Raw genomic sequence first — 18054 nt, forward strand, 5'->3', positions numbered from 1 at the left:
CGCGTGGCTGGCCCACCTGAGCTCCGGTCTGCGCATGCACGATCGCGTACACATGGTTACGGGCGTGGGTGTCCACGCCGATGACATAGGAATGGGTTTCTGCGACACTGGGCATCGGTGATCTCCTCCGTCGAGTCTGGTTGCAACCAACTACCGAGCACGGAGATAGATCCCCGCACCGGCGCGGTGCCGGTCAACCAAAATGGGTTGCGGCGAGACAGGTCTCTAACAAGTCAGTCACGCTCTCGACGACAGGCTTCTATTCAGTCATCGCCGCACAGGGAAGGCCGGCACCGACGCCCCGGGTAGACATGTCGAGACAAAGCCAACCCCACCAAAATGTAGGGCGGCAAGACTCCGCGAAGTCATACCCGAAGCGCCAGCAACCATCCTCCCCCAACCAGCCTCCGGCCAGTCACCATCTATTAGAGACTCCGCTCGACCAACGACAAAAAGGGCTCGACCAACGACAGAGATGGGCTCGACGAACGTCGACGAACAACTCTACCAGCGTCGAACGTTCAGGCAGCGAGCGACGACCGGCGCCGACTGCGCGACTTCAGTTCGGCGAGTGCGGTCCGCAGACCGGTGGCGCGCGGAGTGATGGAGTCGAATCGGCGTTCGGACGCGGTCTCCGGGGCGTCGTCGACCGAGTCGCGGAGGAAGCGGTCCGGCAACGCCAACTTGTTGATGGTCCGCAGCGTGCGCAGGTACTGCATGGTGAACGACCCCGTGTTGTACGGCAGGTCGTATTTGTCGCAGAGTTCACGCACGCGGACCGACATGTCGGCGTACCTGTTGCTCGGCAGGTCGGGGAACAGGTGGTGCTCGATCTGGTACGAGAGGTTGCCGCTCATGAACGCGAGGGTCGGGCCTGCGTCGAAGTTGGCGCTGCCGAGCATCTGACGCAGATACCACTGACCCTGCGTCTCGTTCTCGAGGGTGTCCATCGTGAACTTCTCGGCGCCGTCCGGGAAGTGACCGCAGAAGATCACCACGTACGCCCACAGGTTGCGGACGAAGTTCGCCGTCAGGTTCGCGGTCAGCGTCGACTTCGCGTTGGGGCCCGACAGCGCCGGGAACAGCACGTAGTCCTTGGCCATCTGGCGGGCGGCCTTGTGCACGAACTTCCGGATCTCCGGCCGCGCGACCTCCATCGGCTTACGGCCGCCGATCACCTCTTTGAGTTCGAGGTCGTGCAGGGCGATCCCCCACTCGAATGTCGCGGCGAGCATGACGTTGAAGAACGGCTGGAACGCGCGCCGCGGCTCCCACGGCTCGTCACGCGTCACCCGCAGGATCTTGTAGCCGACGTCGTGATCCATGCCGAGCACGTTCGTGTACTTGTGATGGATGTAGTTGTGCGAGTGCTTCCAATGGGGTGCCGCACAGACCATGTCCCACTCCCACGACGTGGAGTGCACTTCGGGATCGTTCATCCAATCCCACTGACCGTGCATCACGTTGTGGCCGAGTTCCATGTTCTCGATGATCTTCGCCAACGAGAGAGCACCGGTGCCCAGCCACCACAGCGACCGGCGGTTGCTGCCCAGCAGAGCTGCGCGGCCAACGATTTCCAGGGTGCGCTGCGCGCGGATCGTCCGACGCAGATACGTCGCGTCGCGCTCGCCTCGACTGGATTCGACGTCCCGACGCAGAGCGTCGAGTTCCGCGCCGAGAGCTTCGACGTCCGCGTCGGTCAGGTGTGCATACTCATTGATATCGGAGATCGCCATCAGGCCCCATTATGCGCTTGCGCGCTCCCTGCGGCGCGACCGGCTGTCCGAGATGGCCGTCTTCAAACCTCGGCGGCGTCCTGTACTCGCATCGATCACCGGCGCCAAGCGCGGTCCGTCGTCTTCTCGGAACCGGCGCTCGGACGCGGTCTCCGGCGCGTCGTCGCTGGTAGCGCTCAGATACTCGTTCGGCAGCGACAGCTTGGCGATGGTCCGCCACGACTTCCCGTACTGGACCAGGAACGAGCCTGTCGTGTACGGGAGGTCGTATTTGTCGCACAATGCCTGCACGCGCACCGAGATCTCGGCCAGCCGATTGCTCGGCAGGTCCGGGAACAGGTGATGTTCGATCTGGTACGAGAGGTTTCCGCTCATGAATCCCAGCACCGGGCCGGAGCGGAAGTTGGCACTGCCGAGCATCTGCCGCAGGTACCACTGGGCCTGCGACTCGTTGGTCATGTCGGCCTTGGTGAACTTCTCGGCGCCGTCCGGGAAGTGCCCGCAGAAGATCACCGCATTGGTCCACACGTTGCGCATCATGTTCGCGAAGAGGTTCGCGGTCGCGGTCTTGCGTGCCGCCCGCGGCGAACGGTTCAGGACGCCCGAGATCGCAGGCGCGAGCACGAAGTCCTTCCCGACCTGCCGACCGATCTTGCGGCCGACGTCAGTCATGTCGCGCTTGAGCTCGGCCTTGGCCTCGGGGGTCTTCCGCTTCTTGCCCAGCTCGAGATGCTGTGCGGCGACGCCGTATTCGAAGAACAGCGCGAGCAGCGTGTTGTAGGCCAGGTTGCCGAGGTTGAAGGGGCGCCAACGCTGGTCACGCGTCACTCGAAGCAGGCCGTAGCCCACGTCGTCGTCCATGCCGAGCACGTTCGTGTACTTGTGATGGATGTAATTGTGGGTGTGCTTCCAGTGCGCGCTGGGCCCGGTGATGTCCCACTCCCACGACGTGGAGTGCACTTCGGGGTCGTTCATCCAATCCCACTGCCCGTGCATCACGTTGTGGCCGAGTTCCATGTTCTCGACGATCTTTGCGACGCCCAGCGTCACCGCGCCCGCCCACCAGACCGGTCGGCGGCTCGCGCCCATCGTCAGCATGCGGCCGGTGAACTCCAGACCACGCTGGAACCGGATCGTGTTGTGCAGGTATCGAGCGTCCCGCGCACCGCGGTCGGCCTCGATGTCGGCACGGATCGCATCCAACTCGGCGCCCAATGCTTCGACGTCGGCAGCGGTCAGGTGTGCGTACTCGGGTACGTCGGCGATCGCCATCGTGACTCCTTCTCGCGTGGATAACTAACTTACGCAATCGTAGGTTACGCATCCGTAGGTTGTCCAGGAGTACTACCCCATGAGGCCGATCACACGTCGAGGGTGCAGTCTCCCGCAGCGGCCGTCACGCACGTCTGAACCCGTTCGCCCTCGACGTGTTCGACTCCGGTGCGCAGGTCACGGACGCACCCCTTGTCGAGCATGACGACGCAACTCTGGCAGATGCCCATCCGGCAGCCGAACGGCATGAGGACGCCCGCCTGCTCCCCCGCCTCCAATAGCGTCTGCGCCCCGTCGACCTCGGTAGTCCTGCCGCCGCGACCGAAGGTCACGGTGCCGCCCTGGGCGCCTACCGCACCGCGATCGAGTGCGAAGCGCTCCACATGCAGACGGTCGTCGCGACCGCCTTCCCGGAACATCGCCGTGAGCATGTCCACGAACCCGCCCGGACCACACGCCCACGTCTGCCGTTCGTCCCAGTCGGGGACCAACTCAGTCAGGGTGGCGGCGTCGACGCGGCCGTCGACGCTCGTCAGCCGGAGCTTGAGGTCCACCAGGCCGGCGTCGGCCAACGACCGAAGTTCGTCGAGGAACAGCACGCCGTCCTCGTCGGGCGCCGAGTGCACGAGCACCGCGTCGACGCGCTGCCCGCGCCGCGCCATGGTCCGCAACATCGACATGATCGGCGTGACGCCGCTGCCCGCCGTCGCGAACAACATCTTCTCGGGCGGCGGATCGGGCAGGACGAACTCGCCGGCGGGCGCAGCCAGTCGCACCACGGTGCCGGGCGTCAGTCCGTTCACCAAGTGCGACGAGAGGAAGCCCTCCGGCATCGCCTTCACCGTGATCGCCACGGTCCGGTCGGCCACCGAACTGTCGGGCTCCGAGGTCAGCGAGTACGAGCGCCAGGTCCAGCGTCCACCGACCAGGACGCCGATCCCGATGTACTGCCCCGGGTGGTAGTCGAACGAGAACCCCCACCCCGGCGCAATGACGATGGTCGCACTGTCGGCGGTCACCGGAGTCACTGCGACGACCTTGCCGCGCAGTTCCCGCGCCGACCACAGCGGGTTCACGAGATGCAGGTAGTCGTCGGGAAGCAGCGGCGTCGTCACCCGCGCCGCAGCAGCACGCAGCCAATTGCCGCCCTTACCGCCGGACACCCCTGCAACCGGTGCCTCGAATACTTCCCGCCAGCCCATGTTCGACTCCTCCGCCGTCCCGGTCCGATCGTCGAACCGCTAACTTACGCCTCCGTAGGTTAGCGGCTCGACGGCCAGAGGGCGAACGCTGAGGCTCACGCCAACAACGTGCCCGGCTCCGCCCGATACGGCGTGAAGAAATCATTGGCGGGCGCACCCGCGAGCGACGAGACCAGCCCCGGCACCGACTGCCCGTCGATCTCCTCGCGGATGATGTCGGCGTGCCCCGCGTGGCGCGCGTACTCCTCGAGAAGGTGCCCGAGGTAGTAGCGATTCTTGATCGGACGGGAGTCGAAGATCCCGGCCCACGGCGCGGGCAGTTCCATCGAATCGCCGTCCGGGTCACAGCCGCGGGCGGCCGCGATGAACTCCACCCGATCGGCGTCGAACCGTTCGATGAGCGCGGCAGCCGTCTCGTCGTCGGTCAGGGCGAAGCTGCCCATGTACTCCGCGAAACCGGCTTCGTCGAAGACTCGCTCGACCTTCTCGCCGCGCAGACGAGCCGCAGCGTTCGGAAGGTCACGCGCGATGTGCTTGAGCAGTCCGCCGACCGACAGTGCGCTCCGGCAAGGCGTGAGACGCGCCTGCTCCTCGGTCAGGCCGTAGAGCGCGGCGCGCAGGTGGTCGAGCTGCTGGTCGAGGTAGTTGACGAAGCCGGTGATCTCGTCGTCGCGAGCTGGTGCGTACATGATGTCCTCCAGGTGGTCTGATCTGCGTGTGCCCTCAGTCTCACAGCCCTTGCGGTCAGTTCTTGTCCTGAATTCGATCAATTGCCGGTCGAGACCTCCTACCGCGCGGGTGGAGTGCCTCCCCCGCTGGTCGAGCGGAGTCGAGACTTGATCGCTCGGTGCGGAAGGCCATGCTGGATCTAACCAACACGCCGGTCGAGCGGAGTCGAGACACTCAGCTGCGTCGTGCGAGGTCTCGACTCCGCTCGACCAGCAGGTTGGCGCGTCTCGCTTCAACGTGCAGCTACGATCCCGACTCCGCTCGACCAACAGGGGTGGAACGTGACCACTCGGTGCGCAAGATCGTGCTGGATCTAACCAACACGCCGGTCGAGCGGAGTCGAGACAAACAGCCGGGTCGGGAGAGGTCCCGACTCCGCTCGACCAGCAGGTTGGCGGCTCTCGCTTCAACGTGCAGCTACGATCTCGACTCCGCTCGATCAACATCGATGGCGAGTCCCGCGTGACCGCGCGGGTGCGGTCCCGAATCCGCTCGACCAGCGGGTTGGCTAGAGGAGTTCCAGAAGGAACGGGAGTTCTTGGGTGGCGTACCAGCCGAGGTCGTGGTCTTCCACGTCGCCGATGGTGAGTTCGGCGTCCTCGTCGCCGAGATCGGCGGCGTCGACGGCCTTCACTGCGGCCTGGACAGCGGACTCGGCGGCAGCTCCGTCAACGTGGACCGCGACGATGTCGGACGTCGCCACGCCACCGGCCACGCGCACGACAGCGTCGTCGAGGTCGGGGCGCACGGTCGCGTCTGCGTCCGCGACCACCACCACGCGCCGCGCGGGCAGATCCGACTCGTCTGCCGACAACAGCCGCAACGATGCGCGCGCGGCCTCACGCAAAGCCACTTCGCCTAGTTCCTCGTCGTCGCCCGACGTGTACGCCTCGCGCAGTGTTGGCGTCACAGCGAAACCCGTACCGCTGACCGGCAGGAACCGAGCTTCGTCCGCGGTGGTCAACTCCTGGATCATCGCCAACGTCGCAGGCAGATAGACACGCATCTATTTGATTCCCTCTCTCCTGGAAGCTCAGATTCTCATGGCTGCTCGGGCCCTCATGGATGCTTGGGCGCCAGGCCGACGGGCCCCGCCTGCAGCAGTTCGTCGAACGACTCGACGAGATATCCAGCCATCGCAGGCAGGTCGGTCACTACGGACCGGTCGGCGAGGAACGCGAACTGCACGGAGTCGCCGTACTCGTTCACGCTGATCGCCAGTGCACGTTGCGCGGAGAGCGTCGGGACCGTGTAAATCTGATCCACGCGACAACCCTTCAAGAAACGTTCGGAGACGCCGTCGCTCCAGAAGATCGGCACGTTGTACGCCCGCTGGAACATGTTGCTGAACGCGCGGCTCGAGAATTCGCCGAACGGGACGATCCCCAGTTCCGGGAGCAGCGGCTTCATCTCCGACGTCAATCGGCTGCTCGATCCCGAGTACCGGTCCGCGAGGCCGGCCACCTGCATCAACCGCACCACCGGCGAGTCCTCCCCGACCGGGAGGTCCGTGACGAACTCCGGGCCGCTCGCCGGCATCCAGGATCCGGCCCCGTCCGACCTGCCGGACCCCGTGTCGGCGTCTCGGGCCCGCAGCGGGACGATCACGCGCACGGTCTCACCGTGGCTCACCGAGTCCTTGACCGACAGCGACCACCGGCGCAGGACACCGGCAACGACGGCGAGCAGAACGTCGTTGAACGTGCAGTCGAAGCGGTTCGCGATCTTCACACAGTCGCGGCGCGGGATCTCGGCAGTCGTGAACAGCCGCGCCGACGTGGTGACGGTGTTGAGCGGGCTGTCCGGGGCCGCGTCGACGAGTTGCTGGACCGCCGAGGTCACCAGACGCGCCGACTTGTCGGCCACCGACCAGACGTCGGCGACCGGACCGTTGCCGCGCAACAGCGAATCGACGAGGTCCCGTGGACGGGTAATGGCTTCGGCGAGCGCGCCGACGGTCATCGACGTCTGCTTAGGAGGGGAACTCGGCATCCACAGGTCCTCGTCGAGGCTGCGGCCGGCCGGAGTGTCGTCGGTGACGGCCTCACTCAGGTCGCGGTCGGCCGGTCCCCCGATCAGGCAGCGGTGCGACTTGGTGAGGACCGCGGTGCGACCGCCCGCGAGGCCTTCGATCAAGTACATCTCCCACAGCGGACGCGTCCGGTCGAGCGGCCGCGACATCAAGCGGGCGATCAGTTCTTCCAACTGCTTAGCGGTCCCCGGTTGCGGGAGAGCCGACAGGCGCACGTGGTACGTGACGTCGAATTCAGGGTCGTCCACCCACAGCGGGCGGCCGAGTCCGAGAGCCACCTCTTTGACGACCTGCCGGTAACGCGGGACCAATTGCAAGCGACGCTCCACCAACGACACCAGCGACGGGTAGTCGAGTTGGCCCCCGCGCACCGAGTCGCTGGACGCCGAGGCACCGGACGTCGAGTCGACGATCATCAGCGCCCCGGTGAGCACGCTGGTACCTGGTCCGTCGAGGAAGTAGTACATCGCGTCTTCGGCCGACAATCGATTAACCATGATGCGTTCGAGTCTAAGGCGTTTCGCCGTCCGTGGCGCTATAGCCCCGACGTCTCCGGTCACAGGATGTGCCCCGACGTCTCCCGTCACAGGATCGCGAACTCGGTGAGCATCCACCGCTCGACCGCCTGCCGTCCCGGCGACCGAACCGTCCGGAGTTCCACGCGACCGGCGACCGCCCGGGTCCGCGCACCTCGTTCGACGGTGCCGAAGTAGTTCGCCGCCCGCAGCGACACCATCTGCAGGTGGACGCGACGCAACCGGACGGCTGGCCCGCGGACCGGAGCCCGGGCCACGTCGTCCTCACGCCTTCGCAGCGCGACCGCGATCTGCTCGAATACTTCGACGGTGACGACCGGCGACAGGTGGTCGGACGGCCGCCGCCCATCGAGCACTTCGACGATCCGCTGCAGGACCGCGATGACGCAGCCGCGCGCCGCGCGCGCCGCCTCGACCGGCGGCCCCGTCGTCGAGCGGCGGGGATCCTGCGTCGTTCCGGGACGATCTCGTGTGACGGTGCTCATACTCTTTGGACGCACGCAGAAGCCGTGCGGTTCCATGACACGCCGAGTCAGTCGAGCGACGGCGAGACCCTCACTTCGCGATCTCGACTCCGCTCGATCAGCGGGGTCGCGTTGCGCTCGATGAACGGCGGACCTTCTCGCCACGGTCAGTGGGCTGGGCTGGTCTCCTTCTTCCGCCGCGGCCACGGGATCACGTGCACGACGGCAAGCACGACGCCGCCCCACAGCGCACCAAACACCGCGGATGCGAGTGTGTTCGCGATCCAGCCGACCACCCCGCCGATGGCCGGGATCAGGTCGTGGAACCAGTGCTCGATGCTGTGCACGACGCCGTACGGGAACGCCCAGCCGAGTTCGTCGACGCCCTGCAGGACGATGTGGCCGCCCACCCAGCACATCGCGACCACGCCCACGGTGCTGAGGGTCGACAGCACCACCGGCATCGCGGTCACCAGACCGCGGCCGAACGCTGCGACCGCCTTCTGTTCGCGGCCGGCCAACGCGAGACCGATGTCGTCCATCTTCACGATCAGCGCGACGACGCCGTACACCAGAGCGGTGATCAGGATTGCGACGATCACCAGGATGATCGCGCGGGACAGGAACGCCTCCGAAGCCACCTCGTTCAGCGCGATCACCATGATCTCGGCGGACAGGATGAAGTCGGTGCGGACCGCACCGGACACGACTGCTTTCTCCTGCTCGGGACCGACTTTGTCGACGGTCTCTTCGGCTTTCCCGTGGCCGGAGAGCATCTCCCAGATCTTCTCGGCGCCCTCATAACAGAGGTATGTTCCGCCGATCATCAGGATCGGGGTGAGCAGCCACGGCAGCCACTGGCTCAGGATCAACGCGATCGGAAGGATGATGAGAAGTTTGTTGCGCAGCGATCCCTTCGCGATCTTGCCGATGATCGGCAACTCGCGATTCGGTCGCACACCGTGCACGTACCGCGGGGTCACCGCGGTGTCGTCGACGACGACGCCCACCGCTTTCGCGCTGGCCCGCCCGGTGGCCGCTGCGACGTCGTCCAACGACGCCGCAGCCATTTTGGCCAGCACGGCGATGTCGTCGAGAAGGGCTGCGAGTCCTGCGCTCATATCCAGACACGATAGCGCCCGGCGGCCGAAGCCACCGGGCGCTGCCTGTCAGTCTTACTTCTTGCGACGGTTACGTCGCTCGGCCTCACGGCGTTCCCGCCGACTTCCGCCGCTCGCGGCGCCGTTGTTCTGCACGGCCGTACGCGCAGGTGCAGGCGCGGAGCCCGCGAGTTCCTGCGCCTGCGAATGGATCTCGGCTGCCCCGTCCTCGCCGGGCCCGCTGAACATCTGCGACTGTTCGTCGTCAGCGGATCCGCCGCTGAGCCCGGCGAGCATGTCGCTGACGCTCGTGCCGAGCGCGGGCGCGGGAGCCTCCACCTGGACCTGCGCGTTGAACAGGATCGAGACGGTCTCTTCTTTCATCGCGTCGAGCATCGCGGTGAACATGTCGTAGCCTTCGCGCTGGTACTCGACCACGGGGTCGCGCTGCGCCATCGACCGGAGGTGGATGCCTTCGCGGAGGTAGTCCATCTCGTACAGGTGATCGCGCCATTTGCGGTCGAGCACCTGCAGGAGCACGGACTGTTCCAGGTTGGACATGCCCTCTTCGCCTGCGACACCGACGATCTCCTCGACTCGCTTGTCGTAGGCGCCGAGCGCGTCGTCGACGATCAGTTGGCGCAGCTCGTCGCGCGAGATGTCGTCGCGTTCGCCGAACTCGTTCTCGCCGACGACTTCCTTCGCGTCGACCCCGATCGGGTACAGCTCCTTCAACGCCGTCCACAGGGTGTCGAGATCCCAGTCCTCGGCGTATCCGGTGGCGGTCGCGCCGTCGACGTAGGCGCCGACCACTGTGGAGACCATGTCGCGGATCTGGTCGCGGTGGGTGTCCCCTTCAAGGATGTCGCGGCGTTCGCCGTAGATCACCTTGCGCTGGGAGTTCATCACCTCGTCGTACTTGAGAACGTTCTTGCGGATCTCGAAGTTCTGCTCCTCGACCTGCGTCTGCGCACTGCGGATGGCGCGGGTCACCATCTTCGCTTCGATCGGCACGTCCTCGGGCAGGTTGACGCGCGTCATGATCGACTCGAGCGCCGCACCGTTGAACCGTCGCATCAGCTCGTCGCCGAGCGAGAGGTAGAAGCGGGACTCGCCGGGGTCGCCCTGACGGCCGGAACGACCGCGCAGCTGGTTGTCGATTCGACGCGACTCGTGACGCTCGGTGCCGAGCACGTAGAGCCCGCCTGCCTCACGGACGTCGTCGACCTCTGCTGCCGCCTTCTCCCGCGCGGCGGTGATGGCGTCCTCCCACGCGGCCTCGTACTCCTCGGAGGTGTTCACCGGGTCGAGGCCCGCCTTGCGGAGACGCGTGTCGGCGATGATGTCCGGGTTGCCGCCCAGGACGACGTCGGTGCCTCGGCCTGCCATGTTCGTGGCGACCGTGACCGCGCCCAGACGTCCAGCCTCGGCGATGATCTGGGCTTCCTGCTCGTGGAACTTCGCGTTCAGGACCGAGTGGTCGACGCCTGCCTCGGCGAGCTGCTGCGACAGGTACTCCGACCGTTCGACGCTCGTCGTACCGATCAGCACCGGCTGACCCTTCGCATGCCGCTCGACGATGTCGTCGACGACGGCCGCGAACTTGGACTCCTCAGTCTTGTAGATGAGGTCGGCGCGGTCGGCACGAACCATCGGCCGGTTTGTCGGGATCGCCACGACGCCCAGCTTGTAGATCTGCTGGAACTCGGCCGCCTCGGTCTCGGCGGTACCCGTCATGCCCGAGAGGGTGTCGTACAGACGGAAGTAGTTCTGGAGCGTGATCGTGGCGAGCGTCTGGTTCTCGGCCTTGATCTCGACGCCTTCCTTCGCCTCGATGGCCTGGTGCAGGCCTTCGTTGAAGCGACGGCCGTCGAGCACACGACCGGTGAACTCGTCGACGATCATCACCTCGCCCTTGCGGACGATGTAGTCCTTGTCGCGGTGGAACAACTCTTTGACCTTGATGGAGTTGTTCAAGTAGCTGACGAGCTGTGCGTTCTCCGGCTCGTACAGGTTTTCGATGCCCAGCCGGTCCTCGACGAAAGCGACGCCTTCCTCGTGAACGCCGACGGTCTTCTTCTTGATGTCCACTTCGTAGTGGACGTCCTTCTCCAGCAGCGGCGCGATCCTCGCGAACTCGCCGAACCACTTGCTCGACGAGTCCGTCGGGCCGGAGATGATGAGCGGTGTCCTCGCCTCGTCGACCAGGATCGAGTCGACCTCGTCCACCACCGCGAAGTTGTGACCGCGCTGCACGAGTTCCTCGAGGGAGTTCGCCATGTTGTCGCGCAGGTAGTCGAAGCCGAACTCGTTGTTGGTTCCGTACGTGATGTCGGCGGCGTACGCGGCGCGACGCTGGTCCGGGCTCATCCCCGTCAAGATCACATCGGTGTCCAGGCCGAGGAAGCGGTGGACGCGGCCCATCCACTCCGCGTCACGCTTGGCCAGGTAGTCGTTGACGGTGACGACGTGGACGCCCTTGCCCGAGAGCGCATTGAGGTAAGCGGGTAGCACACAGGTCAGGGTCTTGCCCTCACCGGTCTTCATTTCGGCGATGTTGCCGAAGTGCAGTGCGGCGCCGCCCATGATCTGGACGTGGAAGTGCTTCTGGTCCAGGACACGCCAGGCGCCTTCGCGGGCGACGGCGAACGCTTCGAGAAGGATGTCGTCGAGGGTCTCCCCGTCCGCCAGCCGCTTCTTGAACTCGTCGGTCTTGCCGCGCAGTTCGGCGTCGCTGAGCGCTTCCATCTCGTCCGAGAGCGCCTCGACGCTCGTCGCGTACGAATCCAGTCGTTTGACCAGACGTCCTTCGCCGAGTCGGAGCAGCTTGTTGAGCAACGGTAATCCTCTTGGTAGGCGGTCGAGTTCGCCGCCGACCCACCGCCTTCGAGGCGACGGGCCGAACAGACCTCCAACCATGGTACGGGGCGCGCCGACGCAGGCACGTCGAGCACGCCGCTAAGGGGTGTCGGTGAGGCCCGAAGCACAACGATCCGGCCGCCCCCGAACGAGCGTGGGGACGGCCGGATCGGTGAACGGGTCAGGCCAGTCTGATCAGCCCGTAATCGAATGCGTGGCGTCGATAGACGACGGATGCCTTGTCGGTCTCCGCGTCGTGGAACAGGAAGAAGTCGTGACCGACGAGTTCCATCTCGTAGAGCGCGTCGTCGACGCTCATCGGCGACGCCGGGTGGTCCTTCACCCGGACGACCTGCCCTGGGCGGTACTCGTCGGTGCCGTCGTCCCACGGATCCCACGGGTCAGCGCCGTTCTCCTCGAGTTCGCCGACCTCCGCGAGCGGGGGCATCGCGTCGAGCGACACCTCGCCGAGTGACGGCGGCCGGTGTTGCCCGTCCTTGCGGATCTGCTTGCGTCGTTTCGAGCGCCGCAACCGCTTCTGCAGCTTGTCGAACGCGAGTTCTGTTGCGGCGTAGAAGTTCTCGCCCGTTCCCTGAGCTCGGATGATGGGACCGCGGCCGATGGCCGTCACCTCGACGACCTCGCTGTCCTTGGCTCGACGAGGGTTGGGTTCGTGATACAAGACGACGTCGAAGCGGAAGATCGAGTCGTCGAAGTGCTCGAGGCGGGAGAGTTTGTCACCGAGATATGCGCGGAAGTGGTCGGGAATCTCCACGTTGCGCCCGTTCCAGGAGACGTCGGCCTTCGGAACGGACAGCTCGCCCGCGTTCGACGAGTTCGGCGGTGGGGCGAACGCTCGCGCCGCCTCCTCCCGCGACTGCGGCTCGGGACCCTTCGGTTCGCGCTGACCTTTACGGTGAACGACCGTCATATCGAGTTCCTCCTCTGAATGCTCCCACTCGGGGCCCGCCCGGATGGGAAACCGATTTGCGTAGCGCACTGCGCGGTCCTGTTGTCGCAAGGACCCCGTGCGCTGCAGTGCAACGGCACATCTGGCAGCGACGTCTCCCCGACCACGGGCGTAGGCGTCAGGCTCGGAGAAAAGGTGCTTCACCTCCCGGCACTCGACGTTCATCACTGCCACTTCCGAAGGTATCCGCAAACTCGCCTTCCGGCCACGGTTTCGTGATTCGTCATCGCCTCGGAGCCACATCCTGACCACACTCTTGGCGTTCGCACAGATTTCACGCTCCCGCGAGCACGACGACGGCGTCCACACCGACCCCGGCGCGGGCCAGTCGCCGCGTCGACGCCGCGGCCGTCGCCCCCGTGGTGAGGACGTCGTCGACGAGGACGACGACGGTGCCTGCCGCGGTCACCGCGTCGGGTGGGGGCCGGGTCAACTCGATCGCACCCGCCAGGTTCGAGGCACGTGCTCCGGCGCCGAGGCCGGCGGAGTCGCGCGTCAGGCCTGCGGTCGCCAACAGCGGCAGCACTGCGGCTCGCGGCCCCAGCAGGCCGACCGCGACTCGCGCGACCGCAGTGACCGGGTCGCCGCCGCGCCGTCGGGCGGCTGATCGCCTGGTCGGAGCGGGAATCACCGCGAGCCGCCTGCCGGCAGGCAGATCGCCCCATTGCGCCAACGTCATCAGCGCACCGGCCAGGCCCTCCCCGAATGTCCGCGCGAGGTCGCGGCGACCGTGCTCTTTGAGCGCGAGGACGGCCGCCCGGAGCGGCCCGTCGTAGCGGCCGAGGGCCCACGCCGGAGCGTCGACCTCCACCCGCGGTGCGAGCACGCGGGGCGCGTCGCGCAGACGATCCGCGCACGCCCGGCACCAGGAGGTGCCCGGGCGTCCGCAGCCACCGCACACCAACGGCACGGCGAGGTCGCCGACGGCAGCGGCGACCTCGCGCAACGCACGAGCCGGCCCTCCGAGTCCCATCACCTGATCATCGTCGATCGCGACGCGCACGTCACCTGTGCCATCCACAGGCCCGGATCATCCACAGGCCGGTCATTCACCGGTCTGGATCATCCACAGACCGGGCGTGGACTCACCCCTCGGGAACCACCGGGACCGTTCCCGGGCTCATGTCCGGGGCGACGCCGGTCCAATACTGGTCCGGACGCCCCTTGCCGGTTCCCAATTGCTGCACTCCCTGGGTGTCGCCGACGTACACGGTCTCATCGCTGGCGGCGACCGTCGTCAACGGCGGTTTCAGGTTGCCTGCCACGAGACCGTCCGACGGTCCCCCGGCGAGCGAGATCCGCATGACGGGCGATTCCGTGCCTGCTCGGACCACGTACAGCACAGACGACGTCGCCCAGGCGACGTCCCGGACTGCGGTGTCGATGTCGTCGGCGGCCTTCCGCACCCCGGTCAGCGACGGGACGCCGCGCTCGTTGATCGAGATCACCGCGAGCACGGGCTCGCCCGCGACAACGAGCGCCACACGCACGCCGTCGGGAGCGACGCTCATCGCGGTGATCGGCCCCGGTGACTTCTCGGTCACCTCGGTCAGGTCCAGGTCGATGGTGCCCGTCGTGCCCTGCGTGTCCAGCGACCACTGGATGGGGCGTCCGTCGACGATTGCGTAGCCGACGCTCGAATCGGCGCCGTACGAGGGCGACGTCATCGTGCGTCCGGCTGCGATCTCTACGGGGTCGCTGCCGTACGGCCCCTCCACGAGGACCATGCGGTTGCCCTTGTCGAGAACGGCGGCAGCACGCGACATGTCGGCGGTCACCGCCGCGGCCCGCACCTCGCGGGTCGTGCCGAGGAGTCCGGGTACCGGGATCGCGCGGCCCGCCGTCGACCGGACGAGCGCACCGTCGTGGACCAGGTGCAGCGGCGGCGGCACGGCGTCCGGCTCGGCCTCGAACGACTGGACGTCGGCCGTCCGCCAGCCGCCGTCGTGTCCCCGGACGAGCGGTGCGCCGTCGGCGTTCAGGATGTACGTCCCGTTGACGCCCGCGCTGTCGAGCGTCCAGATCAGCTGTGCTGCGAGCACTGTCCGGTTGCGGGTGTCGTCGTCGGTCACGTTGCCGAGGTCGACGGTCACCGTGTCGCCGTCGGTGACGACCGGACCCGACAATGTTGCGCCCTTGTCGGCTCCGGAGCCGACAGCGCCCGCCAGGTCGGGCGCCGGGCCGCGCAGGAGCAACGCGACGACGTCGGTCGCCGACGGCGTGGCGCCGAATACCCAGCGCGGGTCGGTCACCAGTCTGGTCATGGTGCGTTCGGGGAAGTAGAGGTTCACCTGTCGATACGCCGTAAGGAACTGGGCGCGGTCGGTGATGGTGCCGCGCGGCAGGTCGCCCGAGATCCGCCAGGCGCCGCGCACCCGAGTCAAGGAGAGCGGAAGCACGACTGGTCCGGAGGCGGGCAGCAGCTGCCCGGACGAGGTGAGGACGCCGACCTGGTCGGCGGTGATCCGCAGCCGGACAGCGTCTTCGGTCCGCTCGTCGACGACCACTCCGACGTTGTCGACGACCCTCATGTCTCCCTGGTCGTCCCACCGGCCGGAGGCCCCCGACGTCAGGAACTTTCGGGCCGCGCGATGTCCGGAACTGGGATCGGCCATCGCCTTGATCGCGTTGCGGGCCAACGTCTCCGGGTCGTCATTGCGGCGCGGCACCGGAACTGCGTTTGCGGGGTCCTTGCGGTCGAACGCCTCGATCGGCTGCGGGGCAGACGAATCGGGCACCGCGACGCACCCCGTCGACAACGCGGTGGCGACGACGAGGACGATCGCGACGACAGTGCGGGCTGCGTGCGTCACTTGTTCACCTCCGGGGTCGGTCTGAGCGGCAGCGGACTGCCCAGCAGTTTGTGCCCGCGGAGCAGCGGGAGGGTCAGCCGGAAACACGATCCGACGCCGGGCTCACCCCACGCCTCGAGTCGTCCGGCGTGCAGGCGTGCGTCTTCGATGCTGATGGCCAGACCAAGACCGGTGCCGCCGGATCGTCGGACCCGTGACGGATCCGATCGCCAGAACCTGTTGAACACCAGTTTCTCCTCGCCTGCCCGCAGTCCGATCCCTTGATCGCGCACCGTGATCGCGACAGCGTCGCCGTCCGATCGCATGGTGAGGACCACCGGCCGGTGTTCGCCGTGGTCGATCGCGTTGGCGAGCAGGTTCCGCAGGATGCGTTCCACGCGGCGCGGATCGATCTCGGCGAGCACCGGTTCGGCAGGCAGGTTGACGACCAGTTCGGTGTCCGACTCGACAGCGAGGTGGGTCACCGTCGACACCGCGCCGTCGATGGGGATCGCGACGTCCATCCGCTCGGCGGCCAGATCGGCCATGCCGGCATCGTGTCGGGAGATCTCGAGGAGTTCGGTGAGCAACGTCTCGAACCTGTCTAGTTCCTTCGACAGCAGTTCCACCGACCGCCGCTGCATCGGATCGAGTTCGTCCCGACTCTCGTACAGCACGTCGGCGGCCATCTTGACGGTCGTCAGCGGCGTCCTCAGTTCGTGGCTGACGTCACTGGTGAACTGGCGTTGCAATCCGCCGAACTCCTCCAGATGGTTGATCTGTCTGGACAGGCTCTCGGCCATGTCGTTGAAGCTGACGGCCAACCGCCCGAACTCGTCGTCGCCGTTCACCGGCATCCGCTCGGTGAGGCGTCCGTCGGCGAATCGGACGGCGATGCGTGAGGCCGACCGCAGCGGCGCGATCACCTGACGGGACACCAGCCATGCGATCGCCGCGAGCAGTCCGAACAAGACGATGCCACCCGCCAGCAGAGTGCCGCGGACCAGTGCGACCGTGTTCTCCTCACCGGTCAGCGGGAAGACGAGATACAGCTCGAGGTCCTGCAACGGCGACTCGACGGGGGTGCCGACGACGAGGGCAGGCACGCTGTTGCCGTCACGTTCGACGGATGTGTACTGGTAGGCGACCTGTCCCCCGCCGACCATCGACAACAGCGATCGCGGGATCTCTTCGATCGGTCCGACCGACAGTCCGGCGTTGACCGAACCGCGGTCGCCGACCGTCAGCACGCTGTCGAAGGTGCCGACACCGGGCGAGGACTGCGCGGTCTCCGAGTCGGCGTCCGACAGCAGCGAGCGGGCGCGCGCCATGAGATTCTGAGCCGACGAGTTGCTGTCCGACGAGCTGAGCACACGTTCGACGGCGCCCCGAGCCCGATCGACCTCTTCGGTCGCCGCGGCCTGCTTCGCGTCGAGCAGCCGTCCGGTGATCTGGCTGATGAGCAGGAAGCCGACGATCAGCAGGACCACGAACGAGAGCATGAGCGTCGAGACGACGACGCGCATCTGCAGCGACCGCGACCACATCGCGCCGAACGCGCGGCCGACAGAGGCGGCCGCGCGTTGGAGTCGTGCGATGAGCCGGTTGAACCGGCGTCGACCACTCATGGCGGTCCGGCCTTGTAGCCGACTCCCCTCACCGTGAGCACGATCTCGGGGTTCTCCGGATCGGTCTCGACCTTGGCGCGCAGACGCTGCACGTGAACGTTCACCAGCCGGGTGTCCGCCGGATGACGGTAGCCCCACACCTGTTCGAGGAGGACGTCACGCGTGAACACTTGGCGCGGTTTGCGGGCGAGCGCGACGAGCAGGTCGAACTCGAGCGGAGTCAACGAGATCAGCTCGCCGTCGCGCGTCACCTTGTGTGCCGGTACGTCGATCTCCACCGGACCGATCGCGAGCAGTTCGGCGGGCTCGTCCTCGGTGCGACGCAGCCGTGCGCGGATGCGTGCGACCAGTTCTTTCGGTTTGAACGGCTTCACCATGTAGTCGTCGGCACCGGACTCGAGCCCGAGGACGACGTCGACCGTGTCGGATTTCGCGGTCAGCATGACGATCGGGACACCGGAGTCCGAGCGCAGCACACGGCACACGTCGATTCCGTTCATGCCGGGCAGCATCAGGTCGAGCAGGACTAGGTCGGGACGGACTTCGCGGACTGCGGTGAGCGCCTGCGTACCGTCTCCGACGACGAACGGCTCGAAGCCTTCGTTGCGAAGCACGATGGTCAGCATCTCGGCGAGGGCGGCGTCGTCGTCGACGACCAGGACGCGTGGCTTCATGGGAACCCATGGTGTCACCTCTTCTGTCCAGAAGGGGCTCCGACTCGCCGGACGACCCTC

Annotated in this window: 14 protein-coding genes and 1 pseudogene; all 15 read right to left on the bottom strand. The window is 66.7% G+C overall.

Translation table 11 applies throughout. From position 1 onward, the window contains the following. A pseudogene (locus tag L5G32_RS00005) lies at positions 1 to 115 on the bottom strand (IS110 family transposase); the annotation flags it as partial. Between the two features lie 406 nt (positions 116 to 521). Next, positions 522 to 1736, bottom strand: coding sequence for a fatty acid desaturase family protein (locus L5G32_RS00010; protein WP_237008966.1), 1215 nt, complete (start codon positions 1734 to 1736; stop codon positions 522 to 524). A gap of 9 nt (positions 1737 to 1745) precedes the next feature. Then, positions 1746 to 3008, bottom strand: a complete 1263-nt coding sequence (locus tag L5G32_RS00015; RefSeq protein WP_237008967.1) for a fatty acid desaturase family protein — start codon at positions 3006 to 3008, stop codon at positions 1746 to 1748. A gap of 89 nt (positions 3009 to 3097) precedes the next feature. Continuing rightward, positions 3098 to 4210 (bottom strand): ferredoxin reductase, encoded by a 1113-nt coding sequence (locus L5G32_RS00020; protein ID WP_237008968.1) that lies wholly within the window; start codon positions 4208 to 4210, stop codon positions 3098 to 3100. A 95-nt stretch (positions 4211 to 4305) separates the two neighbouring features. Continuing rightward, on the bottom strand, positions 4306 to 4899 hold the full coding sequence (locus tag L5G32_RS00025) for a mycothiol transferase (protein WP_237008969.1): 594 nt from the start codon (positions 4897 to 4899) through the stop codon (positions 4306 to 4308). A gap of 548 nt (positions 4900 to 5447) precedes the next feature. Then, positions 5448 to 5945, bottom strand: a complete 498-nt coding sequence (locus tag L5G32_RS00030; protein ID WP_237008970.1) for a DUF6912 family protein — start codon at positions 5943 to 5945, stop codon at positions 5448 to 5450. Positions 5946 to 5998: 53 nt separating this feature from the next. Next, positions 5999 to 7468, bottom strand: coding sequence for a wax ester/triacylglycerol synthase family O-acyltransferase (locus tag L5G32_RS00035; RefSeq protein ID WP_237008971.1), 1470 nt, complete (start codon positions 7466 to 7468; stop codon positions 5999 to 6001). Between the two features lie 86 nt (positions 7469 to 7554). Further along, on the bottom strand, positions 7555 to 7992 hold the full coding sequence (locus L5G32_RS00040; RefSeq protein WP_237008972.1) for an Rv3235 family protein: 438 nt from the start codon (positions 7990 to 7992) through the stop codon (positions 7555 to 7557). Between the two features lie 146 nt (positions 7993 to 8138). After that, entirely contained in the window at positions 8139 to 9092 is a 954-nt protein-coding gene (locus L5G32_RS00045) for a DUF808 domain-containing protein (protein ID WP_237008973.1), read from the bottom strand. A 54-nt stretch (positions 9093 to 9146) separates the two neighbouring features. Next, a complete protein-coding gene (secA, locus tag L5G32_RS00050; protein WP_237008974.1) occupies positions 9147 to 11909 on the bottom strand; it encodes a preprotein translocase subunit SecA in 2763 nt (920 codons plus the stop codon). Positions 11910 to 12111: 202 nt separating this feature from the next. Beyond that, positions 12112 to 12861 carry a ribosome hibernation-promoting factor, HPF/YfiA family gene (gene hpf / locus L5G32_RS00055; protein WP_237008975.1) on the bottom strand — a complete coding sequence of 250 codons (750 nt, stop codon included), beginning with the start codon at positions 12859 to 12861 and terminating at the stop codon, positions 12112 to 12114. A gap of 313 nt (positions 12862 to 13174) precedes the next feature. Continuing rightward, the gene (locus L5G32_RS00060; protein WP_237009602.1) at positions 13175 to 13873 is read right to left on the bottom strand and encodes a ComF family protein; all 699 of its coding nucleotides are present in this window, start codon (positions 13871 to 13873) and stop codon (positions 13175 to 13177) included. A 112-nt stretch (positions 13874 to 13985) separates the two neighbouring features. After that, complete coding sequence (locus L5G32_RS00065; RefSeq protein WP_237008976.1) at positions 13986 to 15713, bottom strand: LpqB family beta-propeller domain-containing protein; 1728 nt, start codon at positions 15711 to 15713, stop codon at positions 13986 to 13988. Continuing rightward, on the bottom strand, positions 15710 to 17320 hold the full coding sequence (mtrB, locus tag L5G32_RS00070; RefSeq protein ID WP_237008977.1) for an MtrAB system histidine kinase MtrB: 1611 nt from the start codon (positions 17318 to 17320) through the stop codon (positions 15710 to 15712). Before mtrB ends, L5G32_RS00065 begins: the two co-directional genes overlap by 4 nt. Continuing rightward, entirely contained in the window at positions 17317 to 17994 is a 678-nt protein-coding gene (gene mtrA / locus L5G32_RS00075; RefSeq protein WP_237008978.1) for an MtrAB system response regulator MtrA, read from the bottom strand. Before mtrA ends, mtrB begins: the two co-directional genes overlap by 4 nt. Positions 17995 to 18054 lie beyond the last annotated feature (60 nt).

The organism is Gordonia zhenghanii (genome assembly GCF_021738965.1).
GTDB lineage: Bacteria > Actinomycetota > Actinomycetes > Mycobacteriales > Mycobacteriaceae > Gordonia > Gordonia zhenghanii.